Raw genomic sequence first — 26148 nt, 5'->3', positions numbered from 1 at the left:
ATTTATTTTGAACAGCCTATTTGAACCCAATACCCCCCAAGCACCACTTGCTGAGCGATTACGCCCTAAAGCGTTAGATGAGGTTGTCGGTCAATCTCATCTGCTAGGCACGGGCAAGCCGCTACGCCTAGCTTTTCAGTCCGGCAAGCTGCCCTCTATGATTTTGTGGGGGCCGCCCGGCGTAGGTAAAACCACCTTGGCTCGCCTCATTGCCAACACGGCAGATGCTGAGTTTATCCCTATTTCTGCGGTGTTGTCTGGCATTAAAGATATCCGTGAGGCAGTAGAACTTGCAGAGCATACTTTGCAGCAGCACCGGCGTAAAACCATATTGTTTGTGGATGAAGTACATCGTTTCAATAAAGGCCAACAAGATGCATTTTTACCTTTCGTTGAAAGTGGTCTGATTACTTTTATTGGCGCGACAACCGAGAATCCTTCGTTTGAAGTGAATAGCGCGTTGCTAAGCCGTGCGCAGGTATTTGTACTCAACTCGCTATCTGAGGCGGAGTTGTCGTTGCTGCTAGATCGTGCGCAACAACTGGTAGCCTCAGATTTAAGCGTTACGCCAGAAGTGCGTGAGCAGGTTTTAGCCTATGCTGATGGCGATGCCAGACGTTTGCTCAATTTTGCAGAAGGTTTGTTCAATGCGGCGCAGGGTGCAGGCATCTCTGAAATTGATGAGACATTTTTGCAGACGACGATGGCAAGTAAACTGCGTCGGTTTGATAAAGGCGGCGAGGCGTTTTATGACCAAATCTCTGCATTGCATAAGTCGGTGCGTGGCTCTAATCCAGACGCTGCTTTGTACTGGTTTTTACGTATGATAGATGGCGGGGCAGACCCGCTATACTTGGGGCGCCGTATCGTGCGTATGGCGGTTGAGGATATTGGTATTGCAGACCCACGTGCGCAGACTATGGCGCTAGAAGCCTGCCAGATTTACGAGCGGCTTGGCTCGCCTGAAGGCGAGTTGGCGTTATCTAACGCCGTGATTTATCTGGCAGTCGCCGCTAAAAGCAATGCGGCCTATATGGCTTACAATCAGGCCAAAGCCTTTGTAGCGCAAGATAAGTCACGAACCGTACCGTTACATTTACGCAATGCGCCAACCAAACTGATGAAGGCGTTGGATTACGGTAAAGAGTACCGTTATGCGCACAATGAACCAGATGCTTACGCCGCAGGTGAAAATTACTTTCCAGATGATTTACCGCCGCAGCAATTTTACTCCCCCACGCCACGTGGTCTTGAGGGTAAAATAGCGGAAAAATTAGCGTATTTGCGTGAGCTAGACAGAAAAGCAAAAAAATAAGCAGTCGACCACACACTATGCATTTGAATCCGCGCGGCTCAGGCCGGATAGAGCGGATAGTAGATGGTGCTGGCGAGCATGCAACAGAATAATTAAGGGATTTACATGTTAGACATTCAAGCATTAAGAAATGATTTAGATGGCGTAGTCAGCCAATTACAAGTACGTGGTTTTGAGTTTGATGCGGCTAAGTTCAGCGCCTTAGAACAAGAGCGTAAAACAGTACAAACTAACACGCAGGATTTACAGGCTAAGCGCAATAATGCCTCTAAGCAAATTGGGTTTGCCAAGTCTAAGGGTGAGGATGTTAGCGCAATTATGGCCGAAGTAGCAGGCTTGGGCGAGCAGCTAAAAGCGGGTGAAGTACGTTTGGCTGAGTTGCAAGCGGATTTACAAAGCCTGCTGCTCAATGTGCCTAACCTGCCACACGTTAGTGTGCCACAAGGTAAGTCTGAGGCGGATAATGTAGAAGTGCGTAAAGTGGGCACACCGCGCACGTTTGATTTTGAAGTAAAAGACCATACCGATGTGGGTACACCGCTGGGTTTGGATTTTGATACTGGTACTAAATTATCCGGTGCACGCTTTACGCTGATGCGTGGCCAGATTGCAAAGATGCATCGTGCTCTAGCGCAGTTCATGTTGGACACGCAAACCGAACAGCATGGTTACGAAGAGTGCTATACGCCATATCTGGTGAATGCAGAGACATTAACTGGTACCGGTCAATTGCCAAAGTTTGAAGAAGACCTGTTCTCACTGGCGCACAACGACAGCAAGTTATATTTAATCCCCACTTCAGAAGTAACCCTCACCAATACCGTGCGTGATGAAATCGTGCCGTTAGAATCTCTGCCGATTAAGCTGACTGCGCATACGCCATGCTTCCGTTCTGAGGCTGGTTCTTATGGCCGTGATACCAAAGGCATGATACGCCAGCACCAGTTTGATAAAGTGGAAATGGTGCAAATCGTGCATCCTGAAACTAGCTACCAAGCATTGGAAGAAATGGTCGGTCACGCCGAGAATGTCTTGAAGGCATTAGGTTTGCCATACCGTGTGGTATCGCTGTGTACCGGTGACATGGGTTTTGGCGCAGCTAAAACTTACGACTTGGAAGTATGGCTGCCAGCGCAAAATACTTACCGCGAGATTTCTTCAGTATCTAACTGTGAAGCATTCCAGGCACGGAGGCTGCAAGCACGCTTCCGTAACGAGAGTGGTAAGCCTGAGCTAGTGCACACCCTGAATGGCTCTGGTTTAGCGGTAGGGCGTACCTTGGTTGCAGTGTTGGAAAACTACCAAAATGCAGATGGCAGTGTCACCGTGCCAGAAGTGTTAAGACCCTATATGAACAATTTGGCTGTCATGTCAGCCTAGATTCTTCAGCTATTCTAGATACTTCGGTCTTTTTAGTTTAGTGGAGCTGCTTTATGTAGCTGGACGCCTGATGTTCTCTCTGGCGTCCACTGTCTATCAAAAAAAATTGGCGCAACATGGTTTGCACCCGTTTTATATCGTTGCAGCTACTTATTTGGTACTAGGTGTTTTAGCTGCGCCTTTGCTGCAGATGATTCAGTTCAGTAGCCTGCGTCATGATTTTTGGCTCAATATATGGCTAGCATCGTTATTTGATGTTGCTGGCTGGATGTTTTTAGTCCTATCCTTATCCAAAACCGATTTGTCCGTATTTGGCCCGCTCAACGCGTATAAAGTCGTGGCCTCCATGTTGCTGGCTGCGCTGTTTCTGCACGAAGTGCCCAGCGCTCAGGGCTTGTCAGGTGTGCTGCTGATTATTATCGGCAGCTTTTTCTTAATGCCTGCTAAGGCAGCAACGCAAGCTAATAGGATCGGTGGCTTGTTACGCGATAAAGGCGTGCAGGCGCGCTTCTTATCTATATTCCTGTTTTCGGTAGGTACGGTTTTTCTTAAAAAATCAGTGGCTGACGGCGTGCTGGAAACCATGGTGTTTTGGTCGCTAATCGGCCTGCCGCTGGTATTACTCAGTAATTATTTTTTTCTACCCAATAGCGTTGCCGAGCAAATTAAAACGACTAAGCAGCATTGGTACAGCGTTAGCCTAATCGGGGCGATGGTGTTTGCCATGCAGTACTTTACCTTGCTACTGCTTGCCAATATGCTGGTGGCCTACGCACTGGCGCTGTTTCAATTGGGCATGGTGTTGCAGGTGCTGATAGGCTACCGCCTATTTAATGAGAAAGATATTGCCAGAAAGCTGTTAGCTAGCTTGGTAATGATGGCTGGCAGTCTTTTGGTCTTGATGAATTAGTGGTCTGGGTTCACTAGTATCGTTGATTGTTGATACACGGCACTTAATTCAGTTAGAAATGAGTGTAAGTGCAGATTAATTGCGTGCAATCTTAAATGCATCAAAGTTTGGGTTATGGCTAGGTTGGTGTTTTTCTAGAATGCGCTGATAACTGCGCACCGACTCCACAAAAATCACAGGCGCGCCACCGCTGGCGTATCCGTATTTGAGGGTGGTGTAGTACTCAGGGTTTTTGAGTAAGACTAAAGTCTTTTTAATATCTGCCCAGCTGTCAGGGTTTAATTTCAAGCGTTTGGCCAGTACACGAGCGTCTTCCACGTGGGCGTAGCCTATGTTGTAAGAGGCAAGCGCCATATAGGTTCTGTCTGGCTCTGGGATGCGCTCAGGCACCGTGTCTATGAGTTTAAGCAAGTACTTAGCGCCCGCCGGTATGCTTTGCTTAGGGTCTAGCCTGTCAGTTACGCCCATCAGGTCCGCAGTGCCTTCTGTTAGCATCATCAGGCCGCGTACATTGGTAGGAGAGGTGTTGTAAGTATCCCAGTGTGACTCTCTGTAACTTACCGCAGCCAGTAAACGCCAGTCTATGCCGGTAATATCCTGTGCCTGTTTAAACAAGTGTATGTATTTGGGTAGCAAGCTATCACTGCGCTCAAGAAACGTGGTGATATCTGACGAATTAAGGCGCTTGTTATGACCGTAATAGCGATCTAGCAGATTACGTAATGTGCCGTCATTTTTGATTTTCTCAAAAAACTTATTGATGTTAGCCAGCATTTGGCGATCTGAGTTTTTAGACATCGCCCAGGCAATTTTATCGGCAGGGCCAATCGGCATGGCAATGCTCAGGTTGGGGTGGTAGTTTTGCATTAATGCCGCGAGATGATTGTCTGCGATCGTGTAGTCAAGCAGGCCATCTGCTACTTCTTCTATTAATGATTCCGTATTGGTGCGCTTCACGCTTTGCCATTTGAGTGCGCTATTTTTTTTCTGTAAAACTGCTAAGTGTTCTTCATAGCTGGTGCCTTCTGGTACGGCAATGGTTTTGCCAATAATGTCGGAGACATTATCAGGCTCGGCGTTGATTTCACTGTTGAAAATGAGCTGTTGCTGCGTTTCCTGATAAGGAGTGGAGAACAACACCAGATGTTCGCGCAGATGCGTAATGCTTAGGCTAGCAGCGGCAATGTGTGCCTTGCCTTTGAGCAGGCTAGGAATCACATCACTAATGCTGTTGACCAGCAAGAAGCGAGCTTTGTATTCAGGGTAGTAGTCTTGCACAAACAGCGTAGCTAGGTCGTATTCAATCCCGGCAGGCTGGTTGTCACTGTTTAAATAGTAAGTGGTTGGACCATTGTGCGTAACAAAGACAATTTCTTTTTTCTTGGTATCAATGGTCAGCGTGCGCTCAGCTTCTTGCTTAGGTTTACAGCCAACGAAACACACACAAAGCAATGCCAGCGCGCATATACGCAGCCACTGTTTATTTTGTATGAGGGCTAGCAAACTTAGCGCTCGCTCACCACGCCGTCTTGGGCGATTAGTATGGTATCGGCTAGCTGGTAGAAAATGCCATGTTCTACCACGCCAGGCGTGTTATTGAGCATGGCATTTAGGGTATTGGCATCAATGTTAGCATCAAACTTCATGTCCAATACGTAGCTGCCGTGCGAGGTAATCCAGAAGCCATCTTTTGCGGCATTCGGGCGCAGTTCGCCTACGCCGCCTAATGCTTCTAAGTTTTTCTTTGCTAGCTGCCAGGCAAAGGGAATGACTTCAATTGGGATAGTGAAGTTTTGTCCGATATGACTCACAAGCTTGCTGGCATCGGCCACGGCAATAAACTGGGTGGCAGCTTTGGCCAGTAGTTTCTCTTTAACCAGATCGCTACCACGCCCTTTAAGTAAGGTTTTGTCTGGTGTGATCTCATCTGCACCATCGACGTATAGATCTATGCTGGCTACGTGCTCTAGCGCCACGATAGGCAACTGCAAGGATTGGGCCTTGTGTGCACTGATGGCGGAGCTGGCAATCGTGGTACATCGTAAACCTTGCTCACGTGTCAGTCTGGCGAGTTCTTCAATGAAATAATTTGCTGTTGAGCCGGTACCTAAGCCAACCAGCATGCCGTTTTGTACGTACTGCGCAGCACGTAGTGCGACCAATTGTTTGTCATTCATTTTCGTATCCCCATGACTTTTTTACTTATTGTGATGACTATATTAACGCTATTTACTTTGCTTAGTCATAAAAAAAGGGAGCGAGTTGCTCCCTTTTCAATTTTTTTGCTATCGGCTGATAGCTGAAAAATTATTTCATTACACGGTTACGGTATTCACCAGTGCGAGTATCGATCTCGATTTTGTCGCCTTGAGCACAGAATAAAGGCACTGAAATCTCAAAGCCTGAAGCGATTTTAGCTGGTTTCATTACTTTACCTGAGGTGTCGCCTTTTACTGCTGGCTCAGTGTAAGTAACTTCACGTACCACGGTTGTTGGTAACTCAACAGTAATTGCTTTGCCATCGTAAAAACGCAAGTCAGCTGGCATGCCGTCTTCTAGGTATGGTAATGCATCTTCCATGAATTCTGCATCTACATCGTATTGGTTATATTCTGCATCCATGAATACGTAAGTAGGGTCAGCAAAGTATGAGTAAGTCACTTCTTTTTTCTCAAGTACGATCACATCAAACTTATCGCCAGCGCCGTAGATGCTTTCGCTCGGTGCTTCTGTCAGTAAGTTTTTGAATTTCATTTTAACAACGGCAGTGCTGCGGCCTGACTTGTTGTATTCTGCTTTTACTACGACTAGTGGAACGTTATCCACCATAATCACGTTACCGGCGCGGAGTTCTTGTGCTGTTTTCATAGGGTGCCTTAGATTCTAAATGCGTAAAATCGCGCATTATACCTTATTTTTCCTATATGTTATTTTCCTTGACGTTATTTTTCTGTGGTGCTTTTGATGATTTTCTCACTAAAAATCACCAACTTAGTCGCTAGGTCTGTTTGCTGTGCAAGGGCATTCGTTTGCAGGGTGTGATAGCTTTTAAGTGCAGTTAGCTTGTTTAAATAATCATCCCATGCTGTGTTAGGTACTTGTTCTGATTGCCATGCGTTATGCAGTTGATACGCTGCCGCCTTGGGAGCAGGTGGGCATTGTGCGTAAAATAAATCTAAAAATGCATGTAGTTTTTTAATGTGGGTTTGTTCTGTTTGCAGGTATGGCTGCCAAATAAATGGCTTGCCCGCCCAAATGGCACGTATCCAGCTATCTTCACCGCGTACAAAGTTGATGTCGCAGCAGGCTAGCAGTTGATCGTAACCATCCTGACTTAAAAACGGAATCACATGCAAGGTAAGGTTTTGTTGGTTTAGCGTATCGCCAATGTGTAATGACGGCTTTCCGAAAAAGTCAGCCACACTAGGTAAAATGCTACCGGCCGGCACGTAGCAGTTAATCGGCTGTGTCGATTGCGCCATGGCCGATAATAGTGTGGAAATAGGTGCATGCGGATAGCAGAATAATGATACTTTCAGGTGCTGGCTGGGTGTTAAGCCTAAGCCTTTCCAATGGTCTGGCTGCTGCGCGGGTACTTGGCTCTGCTGTTGCAGCATAGCATGTTCGCGTAACAAGCCGCCGGTGTTGTGAGTAAAGCCGGGGAAGAAAAAGTGACGGGTTAAAGCACCGCGTTTTGAGCTGTTGGCATGAAAATCATCAACCCAGCCTTCGGCCGATAAATACTCCAGATTAATCCAGACCGTGCTGGGCTGCATGGTGGCGAGATAGGTTGGCGGTAATTCGCAGGCAAAGCTTTCAATCACCACCGGAGCCGCATGCGGGAACTGGGTATCTGCATGCCATACAATGATGCAGATATTTTGTATGGTTTGCTGTGCTAGTGAAGTATCGATGGCCGGAATCAGCTGCTTGGCGACATACAGGTCATCAATATACAAGCAGATGGTTAACTGATGCTCGTTGTGTAGCTGTTTGGCCAAGCGCCAGCAGACGCCGATGTCACCAAAGTTATCGACAATTTTGCAGAATATATCCCAATGTTTATCGCTTGCCATAATCTCTTACAGCAAGTGAATATTGAAGATTTTGAGCAGCTGAGCGTAGCCGTAGAACAGCACAGCCGTGAGTAAGATACAGGTAAGGAGCGTAGGCCAGAATCCGAACCTTGGTAGCATCCATGCAAACAGCGGAAACATCGGCAGCGTGGGGATAACATACCAAAACGTATAGTAAGCGTGGTTGGCAATTTTAGCCGTGGGCTGTTGTTCGATATAGAGCCAAATCAGGCTGATCACAGTAATCAGGGGCAGCGCAGCCACTAAACCACCCAGCTTGTCGTTGAGTTTCGCGGTTTCAGAAATCACCACAATCGCCAGTGCTGTTAGCAGGTATTTGATAATCAGGTAACTCATGGCGGCTAGTACTTAATCTCGATGATTTCGAAAGTTGCTTCACCTTTGGGTGTGGCGGCGCGTACCGTATCACCGATAGATTTGCCTAGTATGGATTTGGCCAGTGGCGACACCCAGCTGATATAACCTTTGCTGGGCTCGAGCTCGTCTTTACCCACAATACGGTAAGTATATTCAGTGTCATCGTCCAGGTTGTATAAGGTGACCCACGCGCCAAAATATACTTTTTCCAGATGCTGTTGTTGGCTGGCATCTACGATTTCCGCTAAATCCATACGCCGCATTAAATGGCGGCAGCGGCTGTCAATTTGGCGTAAACGCCGTTTGCCGTAAATATAGTCACCATTTTCGCTGCGGTCACCGTTGCTGGCAGCCCATGATACGGTGCGTACGATTTCAGGGCGTTCAATTTTATAGAGCTGATGAAACTCTGCCCTGAGCGCTTCAAAACCTTCAGGGGTGATGTAGTTTTTTTCGTCGGTAGCGGCCATGAGGTAATTAGTCGCTCGCTTTAGTTGGGTCTAGTAACTCTACGTCTTTGACATAAAAGCTGGTTTCGCCAAAGCAGGTGGTTGGTACACCTTTATGCTCTTCATAGATTAGACGTACGCGTTCGCCAACGGTTGTATTGATTTTTTTTGCGACGCTAGCATCTCTGACCGTAAAAGCGAACTTCTCCGCCTGTGTGCCCGGCATGGAAACTAAAATCAGCTCACCTTCATAAGTTTTGCAGATCCAACCTTTTTGCGAGAGTTTTTGCACATAGCCCGCGCGCTCGCCAGAGGAGTAAACCCAGCTTAATGATGCCCAAGTGTATAGCGCAAAGAGCGCGAGGGGTAGCAGCACCAAAAAGGTGAAAAAAGTCATTATTTTTTTTAGGCGAGATAGCATGGCTGGTTTTTAGACTTTAGGTTGTGAGTACGGCTATTTTATTTGCCTATTACAAATAATCCAATAGAATTGTGCAATGACCTCAAACACGCTTATCCTTTGCCCGTCTGCCCGTTTGGCGCGCAGTATTCAAACCGACATCGCACAGCAGCACCTACAAGCAGAGCAAAACCAGTGGCATAGCCCTGATGTACAGACCTTATCGCAATGGTTAGAGAGTGTTGTTGAAATAGGATTGCTGACTGGCGAGCTAGCCGCACAGAACTCACCTTATGCCTTAAGCGGCTTTAATGAGCAGCTGCTATGGGAAGAGGTGATTACGCAGTCACTGAAAAAGAATGCTTTTGGTGAGCTGTTTGATGTGTCCGGCCTGGCCAAGGCTGCGATGGAAGCGAACCGCTATGTAGTGGCTTGGCATCTGCATGTGCCACGTGAACATCAGGCCGAAGAAACGCGTCAGTTTTTACTGTGGCAGCAAGCTTTTCAGGCGCGCTGTGGCGAGCTAAACGCACTAGAGAGTGTGCGCTATTTAGATTGGCAGCTTTCTCAATTGGCTAATGTGGGCAGTGGCTTGCCATGCCGAATTGCGTTTGCCGGTTTTGACCAGACTGCGCCGCAGGAAAAGCGTTTGCGGGAGATTCTAATAGCGCGCGGTGTGCAGGTCGAAGACTACGTCACTACAGCCAATGAACCTGCACAGGCGCAGCATGTGTGCTTGGAGCATGATGATGCAGAGTGCCGTGCCGCCGTAGCATGGGCAGCGCAATATTTAGCGGCGCAGCCTGATGCCGTGATAGCGATAGTGACGCCACGCTTGGGCGAGGTGAGAAGCCAGCTGGCAGATTTACTGGATGACGTGCTTTACCCTGAAAGTGTGCGCCCTAGCTTGGCTGCGTTACCGCGCCGTTATAACTTTTCTTTAGGCACACCGCTGGCGCAGCAACCCGTGGTGCAAGCCGCGCTGCATTTATTGCGATTGGTGACTGCTTATCAATTGGCCTATGCTGATGTTTCCGCGATGTTGCTTTCTCCATTTTGGTCTGCAAGCCAGCAAGAAGCGGATGCGCGTGCGTTGCTTGACGCAAGGATGCGTGAAAAACTCCCCGCGCAGTTTACCTTGGCCAGTTTTATTGCATTTGCACAGAAGCAACATGATGAAGGCCTGAACTTGCAGCAGTTGTTGCAAGACCTTAACGCGGTGGTGGCTGCAGTGCCGAGCAAATTAGCACACGCGGCACAGTGGGGCGAAGTGCTAGATACGTTGCTGGAGCACATGCGTTGGCCGGGCGAGCGTACTATCAGTAGCTTGGAGTATCAGGCAATCAATGCATGGCAAAAAGCATTGCAGCAGCTAGCGCAGCTGGATGTCTTGGGCAGACGCATTTCTGCGAATCAGGCCGTGGCTTATTTGCAGCAAATCTGTACCAACCAGGTGTTCCAGCCAGAAACCGAACAAACGCCGGCGATTCAGATATTGGGCATTATGGAAGGCCTGAGTGCACCGGTGGATGCGATTTGGTGCATGCATATGAATGACCATATTTGGCCGCCGCCGGCACGTCCTAATCCATTGCTGCCAGCGTTTATTCAGCGTACAGCAGGTTTACCTAATGCTGATGACAGTATTCAGGCAACGTTTGCGGCAACCATACATCACCGTTTATTACATTCGGCACAGCAGATTACGTTTTCCAGCAGTCGCACGTCTGGCGAGAGTCAGCTACGTGCATCACCATTGATGCATGATATTCCGACGCTGGATACGGATATCCCTTTGGCTGAAACACTAGCTGAGCAGTTAAGTGCTAGCGCGCACGAAACGCTGATGCATATGGATGACCACATGGCGCCAATAGTGGAGGAGGGTGACCATGTTTCGGGCGGTACCGGTTTATTGAAAGCACAGGCGATTTGCCCTGCCTGGGCATTTTATCAATATCGCCTAGGGGCGAAAGCACTCAAAACTCCCACCAGCGGTTTAGATAATATGATGCGCGGCTCACTTGTGCACGATGTGCTGGAGCGGTTTTGGAATAAGCGTCATTTTGCCGATTTACGGGATATGAGCGCGGATGATTTTATCTTGGCTTTAAAACAGGCGGTGAGTCTAACGTTAGAAGATTTTGCGACCGAGACTGACGTGGCTTCCCCTGCGATACTTGAGTTGGAACACGAGCGTCTTTTCAACCTGGTCGGTGATTGGCTGCAGTTTGAGAAAGAGCGTGGCGTAGCATTTAAGATGATAGGTTGTGAAGTAAGCAAACTCGTACAGATTTGCGGGATAGAAGTGACCTTGAAAATTGACCGGGTGCATGAGTTGGAAAACGGTGGTTTAGAGTTTATTGACTACAAAACGGGGCAAACGCCTAAAACCAAAAACTGGGGTGAAGACCGCATTACTGAGCCACAACTGCCTATTTACGCAAGCTTTTATGCGGAAAATACACAGGCTGTCACTGGCATTTATTTTGGGATGGTGAAGGTGGCTGACCATGCGTTTAGCGGAGTGGGGGAAGTGAACTTTGAGACGGAACAAGCCAAGCGTAAACCAGCATTTACCCAAAACTTTGTAGATTGGCCGCATTTGTTACAGCATTGGAAAGCATCAATTGAAGATATAGCACTGGAACTGAAGGCGGGAGAAGCTGCAACGCGCTTTAGCGATGCCACTGATCTGATGTATTGCGAAGTGACTACACTGCTCCGGCTACCCGAGCGTAAATTGCAATTTGAACGGTTTCAGGGTGCGAATGCACAGGGTGGTGTGTAATGAGTATAGAACATACCTCAGCCGCTGAAGCTTTAGCGCTAGATGCGCAAAATCGCCTACGCGCACTGGATTTAGCTTCTTTTATTGTAGAGGCACCGGCAGGCGCGGGTAAAACCGAGCTACTGACCCAGCGCTATTTGAAGCTGTTGCAAACAGTTAATGCGCCGGAAGAGATTATTGCAATTACCTTTACCAATAAGGCGGCGGCAGAAATGCGCTTGCGTATTCTGGATAGCTTGCTAAAAGCAGATAGCAAGGAAATGCCAGCGCAGCCGCACAAGCAAATCACTTATGAATTGAGTTTAAAGGCACTGCAGCAATCTAAGCAAAAGAATTGGCAGCTGATAGAAAACCCATCGCGCTTACGTATTTTTACTATTGATAGTTTATGTGCGCACTTAGCGCGACAAATGCCGTTAATGAGCCGCTTTGGCGCGCAACCACAGGTAACGACTGATGCCGGCGTGCTGTATGCGCAAGCTGCTGAGCAGGCGCTGGCTTTGGTGAACGGCACTGAGCATAGCGATTTAGTGAAAACAGCGCTGCGCTATGTGGATAATGATAGCAACCAGCTTAAAAATCTGCTGGTCAAGATGTTGGAAAAGCGCGACCAATGGCTACACCATGCCCAGCATGAGGTAGATGCCGAGCAGCTGCAGCAAACCTTGCGTTATTTGGTAGAGCAAGAGCTTGAAGTAGCTGCGCAGGCGGTGCCGTTCAGGTTGCAGCATTTACTGATGCCTACCGCACGTTTTGCTGCATCTAATTTGCCTTGTGATCACCCGATTGCCTTGTTGGTGGATTGGGAAACGCCTCTTGCACAAAAGCAGGAAGTCTTGCCAATGTGGTGCGCCTTGGCCGAGCTATTACTGACTGCAAGTGGCGAGCCGCGTAAAGAAGGCGGCCTGAATGTAAAAGTGGGCTTTCCCGCGACCGATGAAGGTCGCGCGCAAAAGACTGCCTTGGTTGAAATTATTCACGCTGTGGAAGACCCTGCTGCGCTATATCGCGTTAAATCGTTGCCTAATTTAAGTAATGAAAACGCTAGCTGGCAAATTATCACCACGCTGTCTAAATTGCTCACGCTCGCAGTGGCCGAGCTGTGGCTGGTGTTTCAACGTGCAGGCGAGGTTGATTTTGTGGAGATAGCACAGCGTGCGACCCATGCTTTGTCTGACCATTTTGGCGAGCCTACCGAGCTGGCGTTAAAGCTAGATTACCAAATCCAGCATTTGCTGGTAGATGAGTTCCAAGATACCAGCCCTAGCCAAGTGGCACTGATAGAGCAGCTAACTTTAGGTTGGCAATTTGATGATGGCCGTACTTTGTTTGCCGTGGGCGATCCGATGCAGTCCATTTATCGTTTCCGTAAAGCTAATGTGGGCTTGTTTATTGAGGCCGCGGATAATGGGATTGGTAATATCCACTTAGAGCGTTTGCAGCTTTATCGTAATAATCGCTCTTGCCCTGCGATTATTAGCTGGATTAATCAGACTTTCGCTCCTATATTCCCCACACATGACGAAGTGACACAGGGCGCGATACATTACCGGCCATTTATCGCCACCAAGCAGGAGTTGGCTGAGGCTGGGGTAGTGGTGCATCCATTGATTAAGCAAGCGGATGAAAGCTACGAAGCTGCTGCGCAGCGCGAAGCGGAGGCTGTGATTCGCACCATTCAAGAGGAGCGTAACCGGTATCCTGGGCAAAAAATTGCGGTGCTGGTCAGGTCGAAAAAGCATTTATCACATTTGGTGAGCCAACTGCGGCGCGAGCATCAAGATATTCCGTTCCAAGCGGTGGAGATTGAAGCGTTGGAAGGGAGGCAGATAGTGCAAGACCTGCTCTCCCTGATGCATGCGCTGCACCATAGAGCAGACCGGGTGCATTGGCTGGCTATTTTACGTGCGCCTTGGTGCGGGTTAACTTTGCATGATTTATACGAACTAGCCGGGCGCGACCATTACCGTACGGTGTGGTCGCTGATGCAAGATAGCGAAATTATTCAGCGCTTATCTGACGATGGACAAGCACGTTTGCTGCATCTGCGTGCCGTGCTGACAGAAGCCTACGTGAACCAAGGCCGTATGGGTGTAAGTCGCTGGATTCGCGGTGTGTGGCTGATGCTTAACGGTACGGATTGCCTGTGGGATAAGGCAGATGTAGTGGATGTGCAGGCGTTTTTCACGTGTTTAGATGGTTTAGACCGTAGTAATCAATTTTCACCAGAACGGATGGAGAGTGAAATCACCAAGCTGTTTGCAGCGCCTGACAGCCAGGGCGAGCATCTGCAAATGATGACCATACATAAATCCAAAGGTCTGGAGTTCGATACCGTAATGCTGTTAGGGCTAGGGGCGCCAACCGGCGGCAACAACACTGATAAGCCTTTAGTGCTGTGGGAAGAGGTAAAAACATCCTATAGTCATGAGCTGCTCGCTGCGCCTTATATCCCGAAAGGTGCGCGCGATAAAGATAATGTGAGCCCATATGATTACTTAGAATCGCGTGAGAAAGCGCGTGATGCGAACGAATCAGCACGTGTGCTCTACGTGGCAGCAACGCGGGTGGAGCGTAAATTGCACCTGTTTGGCATAGCCAACCAAAATGCCAAGGGCGAGATTAGCCCGACCAAGAATACTTATTTAGACCTGCTATGGAATGAGGTTGCACCCGTGTTTGAGGCTGATGCTCAGCTGGCATTCGAGCAGCCTGCACAGGGTGATATTGCTGACTTTACACCGCAACTAATACGGCTGGCACAGCCTGCCGTACCTGTACTATTACAGACGGGAAAAGCTGCGCCTAGTTATGCGAAGCCGAACGTAAAGCCTAGCTACCATAGCAGTTTAGAAGCAGATGCAGGTACTTTAGCGCACCGTTATATGGAGATGATAGCGCAGCAAGGAGTGGCGAACTGGACAGCTACTCGAGTTGCCACGCTTGAAGCTGCGATGCAACACTGGTTACGTCAGCAAGGACATACCGCAGCGGCAGCCAATGATGCAGCTGTGACGGTGGTGCGCATCTTACAGCAGACGCTAAATAGTGCTGATGGTCAGTGGGTACTACAGGCAAGGCATGACGCGGAGTCTGAGCTGGCTATTACCCGCACCGAGCAAGATAAGGTGAAAAGTTATGTGGTAGACCGTACCTTTGTAGAGGATGGCGTACGCTGGATTATTGATTACAAATCAGTACGTTTGGCGCCTGATGCGGCTGAGTATGAACTTAATGCGGCCACTGCACCGTACCGTAGCCAGCTGGAAAACTACGCTATGTTATTTGCACATGAAGGGCTGCCGATTAAAAAAGCGATTTTGTTTTTAAGTATAGGTAAATTAGTCTTAGTGTGAGTTGGTCATATTCTTAATTAGTCCTGACATAAACTAACCTCGGTATAAGCTAGTCATGCTATAAATAGTGCTACCTGTAAGGGCTAATTTAATCTTAGCCTTTGTGCCGCTTGGAAGTGTTATCAAAGTCGTGATTAAGAACCATGATTGAGGAGTGTAAGCTCATGTTGATTGGTGTACCTAAAGAAATCAAAGCGCAGGAATATCGCGTAGGCCTTGTGCCAGAAAATGTACGTGAACTGGTGGCACGCGGTCATGAAGTTGTGGTGGAGGCGGGTGCCGGGAATGGTATTAGCGCTTCCGATGCGGATTATGTGGCTGCTGGCGCAACCATTACCTACTCGGCACAAGAGCTGTTTAAAAGTACTGAGCTCATCGTTAAAGTCAAAGAGCCGCAGGCTGTAGAGCGACAATGGCTACAAGCCGGGCAAATGCTTTTTACCTATTTACACCTCGCGCCGGACCCGCAGCAGGCAATCGATCTAATTGATTCTGGTGCAACCTGCATCGCTTATGAAACGGTGACCGGCAAAGGTGGTTTACCATTGTTAGCACCTATGTCCGAAGTGGCAGGCCGGCTTGCAGTACAAGCTGGTGCATACTTTCTGGAAAAAACACATGGCGGTTTGGGCGTGCTGTTGGGTGGCATTCCTGGGGTGGCGCCCGGGCAGGTTACCGTGCTGGGTGGCGGTGTAGTGGGTTTGCATGCGATTGATGTGGCACTGGGTATGGGTGCTAATGTGACGGTGCTGGACCGTAATATCGAGGTGCTGCGTAAACTGCAAAAGCAATTCGGTCATCGCTTGCATACTGTATGTTCAACCGCGGCTGCTATTGAGCAGCACTGCATGATGGCTGACTTGGTGATTGGCGCAGTGTTGATTCCGGGTGCATCCGCACCTAAGCTGATTACGCATGAAATTGTAGCGCGGATGAAGCCAGGTAGTGTGATTGTGGATGTTGCCATTGACCAGGGCGGTTGTTGTGAAACTTCCCATCCTACAACGCATGACGCACCGACTTATGTAGTGGATGGCGTGATTCATTACTGCGTGGCCAATATGCCGGGCTCGGTGCCGCGCACCTCGGCCTACGCGCTCAATAATGCCACATTACCCTACGTGATAGCGCTGGCGGATAAAGGTTTGCAGGCGTTACGTGATGACGAGGGCTTGAGAAACGGCTTAAATATCCATCAAGGCAAAGTCACTAATCTGCCAGTGGCTAGTGCCTTAGGGTTTGCCTTTAATGAGCCAGTTGAGGTGTTAGGCATGCGCTAAATAGGTGAGCGTAGCGTGTGCTTAACTGTTTGGTTTTGATTATGATTTATCGTACTTTACTGCAAACTCAATAAGGATAAATGATACTTTTCAGGTACTATCTGTCCTCAATTAATCAACACATCCATCATCTAATGCAAAAAGAAGTTAAAGAGCGCTCAAATCTCGCGCTGGTCGCCGCTGTGCAATTACCTAACGTGAGTGATGCTGAGTTTGAAGCTTCACTAACAGAGCTGCGAGAACTTGCAAAAACCTTAGGCTACGATGTAGTTAAAACCTTTGTGCAGAAACGTGCTGGGTTTGATATCAAAGCTTATCTTGGTGAAGGCAAGCGAGAAGAGATTCGCGCTTTCGTTAATCATGAGTCATATGATGTGGAGTTTGATAAAGCGCCACCTAATCTCAATGATTGGGAAATTGACACCGTACTCGTTGACCATGAAATCTCGCCATCACAAGCACGTAATCTTGAAAAAGAAGTAGGCTGTGAAGTGATGGATCGCACTATGGTGATTCTGGAGATTTTTCACCGTAATGCACGCTCACGTGCGGCACGTGCACAAGTTGAAATCGCTCGCTTGGGCTATATGGCGCCACGTCTGCGTGAGGCAGCAAAGCTGGCGGGCCCGCAAGGTAGGCAGCGTAGCGGTGAAGGTGGACGCGGCGCCGGTGAGTCACATACTGAACTGGATAGACGTAAAGTTCGCGACCGCATTGCTGAGTTGCAGCAAGATATCATCGCGATGGAGGCGGAGCGTAAAACGCAGCGTGCACGTAGGCAGGGGCGTCAAGGCTTAGCCGGAGTTGCATTGGTAGGATATACCAACGCGGGTAAATCCACATTGATGCGCGCGCTTACTGGCAGTGAAGTGCTGGTTGCTAATAAATTATTTGCAACACTGGATACCACAGTGCGTGCGCTCTATCCGGAGAGCATCCCACGTATTTTGGTGAGTGATACGGTAGGTTTTATTAAAAATCTGCCACATGGTTTGGTGGCGTCATTTAAATCGACCTTAGACGAGGCGTTAGATGCATCGCTGTTGCTGCATGTGATTGATGCCAGTGACTCGGGGTTTGAACGCCAACTGGAGGTCACCAATGAGGTGCTTGCAGAGATCGGTGCAGATGATGTGCCACGTATCCGCGTCTTTAATAAAATTGATTATGTCGGGGATGATGCAGCACAGGCAGCATTAACACTCACGCTGCAAAGCCGCTACCCAGATTGCGTAGTAATGAGTGCAAAACGGCCGGACGATGTAGCGCAACTGCATCAAAAGATTGTTGCAATCTATCAGCAAGATCAAATTGAAGCTGAGATATTCTTACCGTGGGAAGCGCAGCAGTTGCGCAAGAATATATACGCAACTTGCCAAGTCTTAGCGGAAACCTCTGATGATACCGGGGCGTTTTTTAAAGTGCGCGGTGAAGTGGATGCCGTTAGAAAACTGAGCGAAAGTGTAAAGTTAATTTAACGTGAAGTTAGATTGTGTGGCGTTTAACAATTGTTCGAATTGGTCAACAGTGATTGGTTTTGAGTACAGGTAGCCTTGTGCAAAGTCGCAGTCGGCATTGCGTAATAAATCGCGTTGTTCATCGGTTTCTACACCTTCGGCAATCACTTTCATGCCAAGTTTGTGTGACATTTCAATAATCGCCTCACACAGCACCATATCACTGGAGTTGGGGGTGATATTAGAGGTGAACGAGCGGTCAATCTTCACAAAATCAATATCAAACTTTCGCAGGTAGGCCAGTGATGAGTAACCCGTGCCAAAGTCATCAATGGCGATTTTCATGCCAGCTTCTCTAAATGCATTAAGCTGACTCACCACTGAGTCTCTTGCATCTAACAGCAAACCCTCAGTAATTTCTACAATAAAATTTTCGCCAGATAATCCTAGTTGCTCTAAGCGCTCTATCCAATTAGAGCAATTATCGTGCACACTTCTAAACTGCACCGGTGATTTATTCACGCTCACTTGCAGGTTGGGGTAGTGCTGCTTCCATTTTACCATTTGGCTAGCAACTTCATTAAACAGCCAGTCACCAATATCTACAATTAAGCCGGTATCTTCAGCCACAGGAATAAAGTCATTCGGGCCCACTAAGCCGCGCGTTGGATGTTGCCAGCGGATAAGTGCCTCAGCTTTAAAAATCGCACCGGTTGCCAGTTCAACAATCGGCTGGTAGTACACACGGAACTGGTTGTCATTTAATGCGCCCCATAAATCACTGATCAGGCGCATACGTTTTAGTGCTTCTTCCTGCATCACAGGCGTGAAGTATTGATAGCGGTTGCGACCCTGTTCTTTTGCCACGTACATGGCTTGGTCGGCATTTTTGAGCAGCAGCTCTACCTCGGTATCATCTTTGGGATAGTTACTGATGCCAATGCTCGTACTCACATGAATGACTTCGTCGCCCAAGTGAAACGGCATCGTTAGTTGATTTAGAATATCTTGTGCAATGCGCTCGATATTTACTTGGCTATTAATATCGTTAAGAATAATGGTGAACTCATCACCGCCCATGCGCGCTACCGTATCGGAATCGCGTACGCAGTTTTCTAGGCGCCGCGCTACATCTTTTAGCAGCATATCGCCAATATCGTGCCCAAGTGAGTCATTCACCTCTTTGAATTTATCCAAATCTAAAAACATGAGCGTCACAATTTGCCCGGTGCGCTGAGCCTTCTTGATATCCTGCTTAAATCGATCAAGAAACAGTACGCGGTTAGGTAAACCTGTTAATTGGTCATAGTGCGCTAAATGGGTGACTTGTGCTTCTGATCTTTTGCGATTGGTAATATCGGTGTGGGTACCAATCATTCTCAGCGGTTTTCCATCTGCAGATTTGCTTACCGTCATGCCGCGCGCTAAAGTCCATTTCCAAGAACCGTCCTTGCAGCGTAGACGAAACTCTGAAATGTAGACGTTACTATTGCCGGCAAAGTAATTTTGTACATCGCTAATGAGGATAGCTAAGTCATCGGGGTGCACTAGCTCTCTTCCTGCGACAGCAGTGGCGATGATTTCATTTTCGGCATAGCCGTAAATTTCACTCCAGCGGGCAGAGCGGAACACATGGTCGCTTGGTATGTCCCAATCCCAAACGCCGTCACCAGAACCTTCTAGTGCAAATTTCCAGCGTTCTTCGCTGGCCTGTAGCGACTGTTCTATGGATTGTTGCTTTTTTAAGGTTCTGCGGAATAGTGAGTAGAGCAGCAGGGCAGTGACGAAAATAAAGGCGACACCTTTATAGGTGTTTAGTATCGAAAACTCTTCATAGCTTGAGATCAAGCTAAATAGCGCAGAGTCTGTTGCAAATATCCAAAGCAAGCCAAACGCAAGGTAAATGCCGACAATACGCAATACGATCAAATCTAATTTGGAGATTCTTTTACGGAAAAACTGGTTCACTGCATTATGCCTTTGCCCACATATGCAAGCATTGTAAAGCGATTTGATATAGATACAAGGTTTAATTATATGATTCTATGGTGATTTTGTGACACTGTCATGTTAGGCCGCGTCATGGCTAAATCAAGTTTATATGACATTTTAAAGTTGGATGTGGACGATGTGCCTAAAGTAGATTAGGCAGAGTGTGATTGTCGCTAGGACAGCTAAGGCAGTCGCTAAGATAATAGGTGCGCTTATGTGCATTGATATAAGCGCACCAAATTGATTATACAAACTCTTTTAGTAGGCTTTTCACAAAGTCAGCCCGTAGATTGATGGCTTCCAGAGCAACAGATACACGTAATTTGTCTGGTCCATTCATGCGGCATCGTTTATCGCGCTGTAGCAAGTTAATTAATTTTAACGGGTCAATATCAGCTCTAGGGTTGAACTGTAATTGAATCGCTGCGTCCGACGCATCAATCTTAATAATGCCTAAAGGTTTTGCTGCGATACGCAGGCGGTGACATGCCATCAACGCCTCACCTTGTTCAGGCAGTAGGCCAAAGCGGTCAATCAACTCTTCTTGCAGACTGTCCAGACTGTCATCATCGTTACAGTTGGCTAGGCGTTTATAAATCACCAAGCGTTCATGTACATCCGGGCAGTAGTCATTAGTGAGCAGTGCAGGGGTGTGCAGGTTAATTTCAGTGGTCACGCCTAGTGGCGCATTTAAGTCTGGCTCTTTGCCTGCTTTCAGTTGCTTCACGGCATGGTTGAGCATATCGGCATATAAGTTAAAGCCGATTTCCTGCATTTCACCGCTTTGTGAATCACCCAGCAGTTCACCAGCGCCGCGAATCTCTAAATCGTGCATCGCCAGGTGGAAACCTGCGCCTAGGTCTTCCATCAGTTGAATCGCATCCAAACGTTTTTGCGCTTGCACGGTAATTTTACGGCCAGCTTCGGTCAGCAGGTAAGCGTAAGCTTGGTGGTGTGAGCGCCCAACACGGCCACGCAGTTGGTGCATTTGCGCCAAGCCAAACATATCGGCTTTGTTCATGATAATCGTGTTGGCAGTCGGTACGTCAATACCGGTTTCAATAATGGTGGTACATAACAGTAAGTTATAGCGCTGGTGGTAAAAATCACGCATGACATGCTCTAGCTCGCGCTCGCGTAGCTGTCCGTGTGCCACGGCGATACGCGCATCCGGCAAGATGCGTTCCAGCTTTTCACGCATGGAGTGTATGGTGTCTACTTCATTGTGCAGGAAGTAGACCTGACCACCACGTTTAAACTCACGAGTCACCGCTTCGCGGATAATGCCCTCTGAATATTCGGTATGGAATGTTTTAATGCTTAAGCGTTTTTGTGGTGGGGTAGCAATCACGCTGAACTCGCGTAAACCTTCCATTGCCATGCTTAGTGTACGTGGAATCGGTGTTGCAGTAAGCGTGAGTACATCTACCTCTGCACGCAGTGCTTTGAGCTGTTCTTTTTGGCGTACGCCAAAGCGATGCTCTTCATCCAAAATTACTAGGCCAAGATTTTTAAAGCGTACGTCTTTTTGAATCAAGCGATGGGTGCCGATGATAATGTCAATCTCGCCCGCCTCTAAGCCACGCAGGGCTTCTGCTTGTTCTTTTGCGGTTCTGAAACGTGAGATTTCAGCGATTTTGATAGGCCACTCGGCAAAGCGGTCGCTAAAGTTGTTAAAGTGTTGCTCGGCAAGCAGGGTGGTTGGCACCAATACGGCCACCTGACGCCCGCCCATGACCGCCACAAAGGCCGCGCGTAATGCAACCTCGGTTTTACCAAAGCCAACGTCACCGCATACCAGCCTATCCATCGGGCGACCAGACTGCATATCTTTAATCACGTTTTCAATGGCTTCTAGCTGGTCTGCGGTTTCCTCAAACGGAAAGCCTTCGCAGAATGCCTCGTAATCCTGCAGACTTAGAGTAAAGGCATGGCCGCGTCTGGCGGCACGCTGTGCATAAAGGTTAAGCAACTCTGCTGCGGTATCGCGGATTTGCTTTAAGGCTTTTTTCTTGGCTTTTTCCCAGCTGCCGCTGCCTAAGCGGTGCAGCGGTGCAGATTCTGGCGGCCCACCTGAGTAGCGTGAGATAAGGAATAGCTGTGAAACAGGTACATACAGTTTGTCGTCACCGTAATACTCTAGCAGCAAGAACTCGGTTTCACCTTCACCTAGGTCTAGGTTAATCAAGCCTTTGTAACGGCCTACGCCGTGCTGTTCATGTACCACAGGGTCGTTAATGCGCAGCTCGGATAGATCTTTGAGCATGCCTTCTGTACTACGGGCTTTTTCTTTCTCGCGGCGGCGTTGCTGGCGCACGGTGGCGGCGTAGAGCTCTGCCTCGGTGATAACAGCAATAGACTGCGCATGGTTATCGTGAAATGCCATGCCTCGATGTAGCGTGCTGACGCCTAGCATGACGTGCGCGTCGCTGCTTTGGAACTCAGCCCAAGTCTCACAGATGGCGACTTTAAAACCATGCTCGGCAAATAACTGTGCCATGGTTTCGCGGCGGCCTAAGCTTTCAGCCACAATCAGGATACGGCCCTTAAATTCACTGATAAATGCGGTTAGTTTATTCAGTGGCTGCTCGGCGCGACGCTCAATATCAAGCGCAGGCAAGGTGGCTGTGGTCTTGTCGGTTTCTGCACTTGTGCTGAGTACTACTCTGGCAAAAGAGTGTGTGGCAGCGAAAAAGTCTTCGGTTTTAATCAGTAGTTTCTCTGGCTGCAGCAGCGGGCGTTCTGCATCATGAGCTAAAGTGCGATAGCGTGATTGCGCCTCACGCCAAAACTGCTGTGCGCTGAAGTCTAGGTCGCCATGCAGGCATAGCAGGCTATCTGCTGCTAGATAATCCAGTAAGGTGGCGGTTTGCTCGAAGAATAAAGGTAAATACCATTCAATGCCGCCGGAGGCGATGCCTTTGCTCACATCTTTGTAGATTTTGGCGCGTTGCGGGTCACCTTCGAACGCTTCACGGAACTGGCTACGGAATAAGGCGATACCGGTTTCATCCAGTGGAAACTCACGTGCGGGTAGAAGTCTGATTTCAGGTACTGGGTACAGACTGCGCTGCGTGTCTACATCAAAAGTGCGGATGGTTTCAATTTCATCATCGAACAAATCAATTCGGTAAGGTAGTGCAGAGCCCATCGGGAACAAATCAACTAAGCCACCCCGCACACTGAATTCGCCATGTGAAATTACCTGCGTTACATGATGGTAGCCAGCTTCTGCACATTGCAGTCGCAGCGCTTCAATATCTAGTGTCTGCCCTTTTTTGAGCATAAAGGTATTGGCGCTTAAATATGCCTTAGGACTTAAACGGATCAGCGCGGTGGCTAGTGGCACAATCACCACATCAAAGGCATTCTGCGCAATATGGTAGAGCGTTGTGAGGCGGTCTGAAATTAAGTCCGGGTGCGGTGAAAATTGGTCATAAGGCAGCGTTTCCCAGTCCGGTAATAAATGCACGGATAACTCAGGCGCAAAATACGGAATCTCTTCTAGCAGTCTTTGTGCATCAAAGCCGCCTGCGGTGATGATCACCAATGGTTGATGTGGTTTTTGTGCTTTTGATTGCTGTGCTAGTATCGCTAGGGCAAAAGCATCTTCGCCACTGCTAGCAAGCGTGAGCCGGTTGGCTTGGCCTTTATTGGGAATAGGCAGGGTGTTCTGCGTCATGAGCTTATGATTGTGTTGCGATGAAAAGGCAGATTATAACGGCTGTTAGGCACTCGCCGTTATAAAATCTGCGTTATTTAGGCGGTGCCGCCTACGGTTAAGCCGTCAATCTTAAGCGTGGGCTGCCCTACGCCAACCGGTACGCTTTGCCCCTCTTTGCCACAAGTACCTACACCTGAATCCAGTGCCATGTCATTGCCTATCATGGATACTCTTTTCAGCACTTCTGGACCATTGCCAATCAGCGTTGCGCCTTTTACCGGGTAGGTGATTTTGCCGTCTTCAATCATGTAGGCTTCTGCGGCGCTAAATACAAACTTTCCGCTGGTGATATCCACTTGGCCGCCACCGAAGTTTGCTGCGTACAAACCTTTTTTCACTGATTTGATGATTTCTTCAGGGGGTAATGTGCCGTTGAGCATATAGGTGTTGGTCATGCGCGGCATCGGCACATGGGCGTAACTTTCGCGGCGCGCATTGCCGGTTAGCGGCATGTTCATCAGGCGTGCGTTGAGCGTATCTTGAATATAGCCGCGTAAGATGCCATCTTCAATCAATACGGTTTTATTGGTCGGGTTGCCCTCATCATCTACGCTGAGTGAGCCACGGCGGTCGGCAATGGTGCCATCATCCACAATGGTGATGCCTTTTGCCGCCACTTGCTGCCCAATCATATTGCTAAATGCTGAGCTGCCTTTGCGGTTAAAGTCGCCTTCCAAGCCGTGGCCAATCGCCTCATGTAGTAGGATTCCAGGCCAGCCTGCACCTAATACCACGGTCATGCTACCAGCCGGCGCCGGGCGTGCATCTAGGTTAACAATGGCTTGGTGTACAGCTTTTTGAGCATACTCATGCAGGACTGCATCGGTGAAGTAGCTATAATCAAAACGACCGCCACCGCCAGCAGAGCCTTGTTCGCGGCGGCCATTGCTTTCGGCAATCACGTTAATGCCAACGCGCACTAAAGGACGAATGTCAGCCGCCATCACGCCGTCATGGCGTGCCACCATCACGACCTCATACTCACCGGCAATCGATGCCGTGACTTGGGTAATGCGTGGGTCTAGTTTTCTTGCGATTGATTCTAAATGCTCTAGCAGCTTTACTTTTGCATCTGCAGAGAGTGAAGCAATCGGGTCGTGTGGTAAATATAATTGTGGCGCTTGTGGCTTAATAATGGCGCCAGCAGTTTGCTCATTACCTAAGCTGGAGATAGATTTAGTCGCTTTAGCGGCTTCTAGCAGCGCTTTTAAATTAATATCATCTGAATAGGCAAAAGCAGTTTTCTCGCCACTCACCGCACGTACACCTACGCCCTGGTCTATAGAAAAGTTACCTGATTTAACCTGGCCTTCTTCCAGCCCCCAGCTTTCACTGCGACTGTATTGAAAGTACAAGTCAGCATAGTCGATTTGATGCGACATCATATCGGCGAGCACGTTTTGCAGCTTTGCTACGTCTAGGTTGGCAGGTGCAAGCAACGCCTCTGTAGCTGCATCAAAATGCGTGCCTTTAATAGATTGGGCGTTAGTGTTTGGTTCTTGCGTTTTCATGGGTTTCTTTTCAAAAAGAACTTGGTAAATACCAAAACTTACATTGCAATAAGCGATTAACATTACTAGCTAATACACATGGCTGCCTAATGACCATGTCTAGCAATCTAACTGGGGCAAAAGGCCACTAACTTAGCTAGCTTAATATTGTTAGCATCTATTGAACGCAACGTTGTAATGAGGATGCCTTTTCAACGTTGCGTTATGGGTAACGCTGGATATGTAAAGCTATTGTTGTCCGACAACCTTAATAGTGCGATGTTTCAATGCCGGTAAACTTTTTCTTAAGCTATCTTGATAGGTTGGGTTCATGGTTGCCATTACTACTCCAGAGCCACGAGGTAACCTGTCCAGCACGACGCCCCATGGGTCTACAATCATACTGTTACCGTGAGTTTCACGCCCTGAAATATGATAGCCACCTTGTGCCGGTGCAATTACATAACTTAAATTTTCAATCGCACGTGCGCGGATCAAGCTTTCCCAGTGTGCTTTACCGGTTGTGTCGGTAAATGCTGAAGGCACCACAATAATATTCACCTCACCCATCGCTCTATATAGCTCAGGGAAGCGCAGGTCGTAGCAAATGGATAGGCCGATTTTGCCAAATGGGCTATCTATCACTTTGACTGTATCGCCTGCTTCAATTGTTTTTTCTTCGGTGTAATGCTCGTTGCCTAGCTTTAAGCCAAACAGATGGATTTTATCGTAGCGCGCAACTTGCTTGCCTTTATCGTCAAATACTAAACAGCTATTTCGTACTTTATTGGGAACGCTGCTAACCAATGGCACTGAGCCACCAATTAGCCAGATTTTATGTTTTTTTGCAGTTTTGCTTAAAAAATCCTGAATCGGGCCTGTGCCTTCTTCTTCACGTGCGTTCACTTTGTCTGACTCTTTCAAGCCCATGATGGCAAAGTATTCAGGCAGCGCAATTAGCTTGGCACCTTGGTTGGCGGCAATTTCAATTAGGCGCTCGGCTTCACTTAAATTAGCACTAACATGAGGGCCTGACGCCATTTGAATTGCGGCCATTTTAATCATGCCTTTGGCGGTATTTTGGCTGCTGAGTTTTGCTTTAGTAGTTGTAACGCGAGAGGTGATCGCCATGTAATATCCAAATAGTTTT

The 26148-nt window shown here is 48.2% G+C and carries 18 protein-coding genes; 7 read left to right on the top strand and 11 right to left on the bottom strand.

Features of this window, described 5'->3' with window-relative positions; all coding sequences use genetic code 11:
• Positions 1 to 7: 7 nt before the first annotated feature.
• From MMOL_RS07275 to MMOL_RS07265, 3 genes are all read left to right on the top strand, one after another.
• Complete coding sequence (locus tag MMOL_RS07275; RefSeq protein WP_015832374.1) at positions 8 to 1315, top strand: replication-associated recombination protein A; 1308 nt, start codon at positions 8 to 10, stop codon at positions 1313 to 1315.
• Between the two features lie 105 nt (positions 1316 to 1420).
• Positions 1421 to 2695, top strand: coding sequence for a serine--tRNA ligase (gene serS, locus MMOL_RS07270; protein WP_015832373.1), 1275 nt, complete (start codon positions 1421 to 1423; stop codon positions 2693 to 2695).
• Positions 2696 to 2735: 40 nt separating this feature from the next.
• On the top strand, positions 2736 to 3605 hold the full coding sequence (locus MMOL_RS07265; protein ID WP_041928555.1) for a DMT family transporter: 870 nt from the start codon (positions 2736 to 2738) through the stop codon (positions 3603 to 3605).
• Positions 3606 to 3680: 75 nt separating this feature from the next.
• Here the strand turns inward: MMOL_RS07265 and mltF are convergent, their stop codons facing one another.
• The 7 genes from mltF to MMOL_RS07230 all read right to left on the bottom strand — a co-directional run bounded on the left by mltF (position 3681) and on the right by MMOL_RS07230 (position 8929).
• A complete protein-coding gene (gene mltF, locus MMOL_RS07260) occupies positions 3681 to 5108 on the bottom strand; it encodes a membrane-bound lytic murein transglycosylase MltF (RefSeq protein WP_015832371.1) in 1428 nt (475 codons plus the stop codon).
• Positions 5109 to 5110: 2 nt separating this feature from the next.
• Positions 5111 to 5782, bottom strand: a complete 672-nt coding sequence (gene rpiA, locus MMOL_RS07255; RefSeq protein WP_015832370.1) for a ribose-5-phosphate isomerase RpiA — start codon at positions 5780 to 5782, stop codon at positions 5111 to 5113.
• Between the two features lie 130 nt (positions 5783 to 5912).
• A complete protein-coding gene (gene efp, locus MMOL_RS07250; protein ID WP_015832369.1) occupies positions 5913 to 6473 on the bottom strand; it encodes an elongation factor P in 561 nt (186 codons plus the stop codon).
• Positions 6474 to 6547: 74 nt separating this feature from the next.
• The gene (earP, locus tag MMOL_RS07245; protein ID WP_015832368.1) at positions 6548 to 7681 is read right to left on the bottom strand and encodes an elongation factor P maturation arginine rhamnosyltransferase EarP; all 1134 of its coding nucleotides are present in this window, start codon (positions 7679 to 7681) and stop codon (positions 6548 to 6550) included.
• 6 nt (positions 7682 to 7687) lie between these two features.
• Positions 7688 to 8038 carry a DUF3147 family protein gene (locus MMOL_RS07240; protein ID WP_015832367.1) on the bottom strand — a complete coding sequence of 117 codons (351 nt, stop codon included), beginning with the start codon at positions 8036 to 8038 and terminating at the stop codon, positions 7688 to 7690.
• A 5-nt stretch (positions 8039 to 8043) separates the two neighbouring features.
• Positions 8044 to 8529: a transcription elongation factor GreB gene (gene greB / locus MMOL_RS07235; RefSeq protein ID WP_015832366.1), complete on the bottom strand. Its 486-nt coding sequence runs from the start codon at positions 8527 to 8529 to the stop codon at positions 8044 to 8046.
• Positions 8530 to 8536: 7 nt separating this feature from the next.
• Positions 8537 to 8929, bottom strand: coding sequence for a hypothetical protein (locus MMOL_RS07230; protein WP_015832365.1), 393 nt, complete (start codon positions 8927 to 8929; stop codon positions 8537 to 8539).
• 76 nt (positions 8930 to 9005) lie between these two features.
• Between MMOL_RS07230 and MMOL_RS07225 the strand changes: the two genes are divergently transcribed.
• The 4 genes from MMOL_RS07225 (at position 9006) to hflX (ending at position 17813) form a co-directional block, all read left to right on the top strand.
• Positions 9006 to 11699: a PD-(D/E)XK nuclease family protein gene (locus tag MMOL_RS07225; RefSeq protein ID WP_015832364.1), complete on the top strand. Its 2694-nt coding sequence runs from the start codon at positions 9006 to 9008 to the stop codon at positions 11697 to 11699.
• Complete coding sequence (locus tag MMOL_RS07220) at positions 11699 to 15055, top strand: UvrD-helicase domain-containing protein (RefSeq protein WP_015832363.1); 3357 nt, start codon at positions 11699 to 11701, stop codon at positions 15053 to 15055. Before MMOL_RS07225 ends, MMOL_RS07220 begins: the two co-directional genes overlap by 1 nt.
• 164 nt (positions 15056 to 15219) lie before the next feature.
• Positions 15220 to 16335, top strand: a complete 1116-nt coding sequence (ald, locus tag MMOL_RS07215) for an alanine dehydrogenase (RefSeq protein WP_015832362.1) — start codon at positions 15220 to 15222, stop codon at positions 16333 to 16335.
• A 134-nt stretch (positions 16336 to 16469) separates the two neighbouring features.
• On the top strand, positions 16470 to 17813 hold the full coding sequence (gene hflX / locus MMOL_RS07210) for a GTPase HflX (RefSeq protein ID WP_015832361.1): 1344 nt from the start codon (positions 16470 to 16472) through the stop codon (positions 17811 to 17813).
• Here the strand turns inward: hflX and MMOL_RS07205 are convergent.
• From MMOL_RS07205 to MMOL_RS07190, 4 genes are all read right to left on the bottom strand, one after another.
• Positions 17805 to 19760, bottom strand: coding sequence for a putative bifunctional diguanylate cyclase/phosphodiesterase (locus tag MMOL_RS07205; protein ID WP_015832360.1), 1956 nt, complete (start codon positions 19758 to 19760; stop codon positions 17805 to 17807). The genes hflX and MMOL_RS07205 overlap by 9 nt on opposite strands.
• A 268-nt stretch (positions 19761 to 20028) precedes the next feature.
• Positions 20029 to 23466: a transcription-repair coupling factor gene (gene mfd / locus MMOL_RS07200; RefSeq protein ID WP_015832359.1), complete on the bottom strand. Its 3438-nt coding sequence runs from the start codon at positions 23464 to 23466 to the stop codon at positions 20029 to 20031.
• Positions 23467 to 23543: 77 nt separating this feature from the next.
• The gene (gene tldD, locus MMOL_RS07195; protein WP_041928554.1) at positions 23544 to 25019 is read right to left on the bottom strand and encodes a metalloprotease TldD; all 1476 of its coding nucleotides are present in this window, start codon (positions 25017 to 25019) and stop codon (positions 23544 to 23546) included.
• A 228-nt stretch (positions 25020 to 25247) separates the two neighbouring features.
• A complete protein-coding gene (locus tag MMOL_RS07190; protein ID WP_015832357.1) occupies positions 25248 to 26129 on the bottom strand; it encodes a carbon-nitrogen hydrolase family protein in 882 nt (293 codons plus the stop codon).
• Between the last annotated feature and the right edge of the window lie 19 nt (positions 26130 to 26148).

It is taken from the genome of Methylotenera mobilis JLW8 (assembly GCF_000023705.1).
GTDB classification, from domain to species: domain Bacteria; phylum Pseudomonadota; class Gammaproteobacteria; order Burkholderiales; family Methylophilaceae; genus Methylotenera; species Methylotenera mobilis.
Note: the sequence above shows the minus strand (reverse complement) of the source record. Positions and strands in the feature narration are given on the sequence as shown.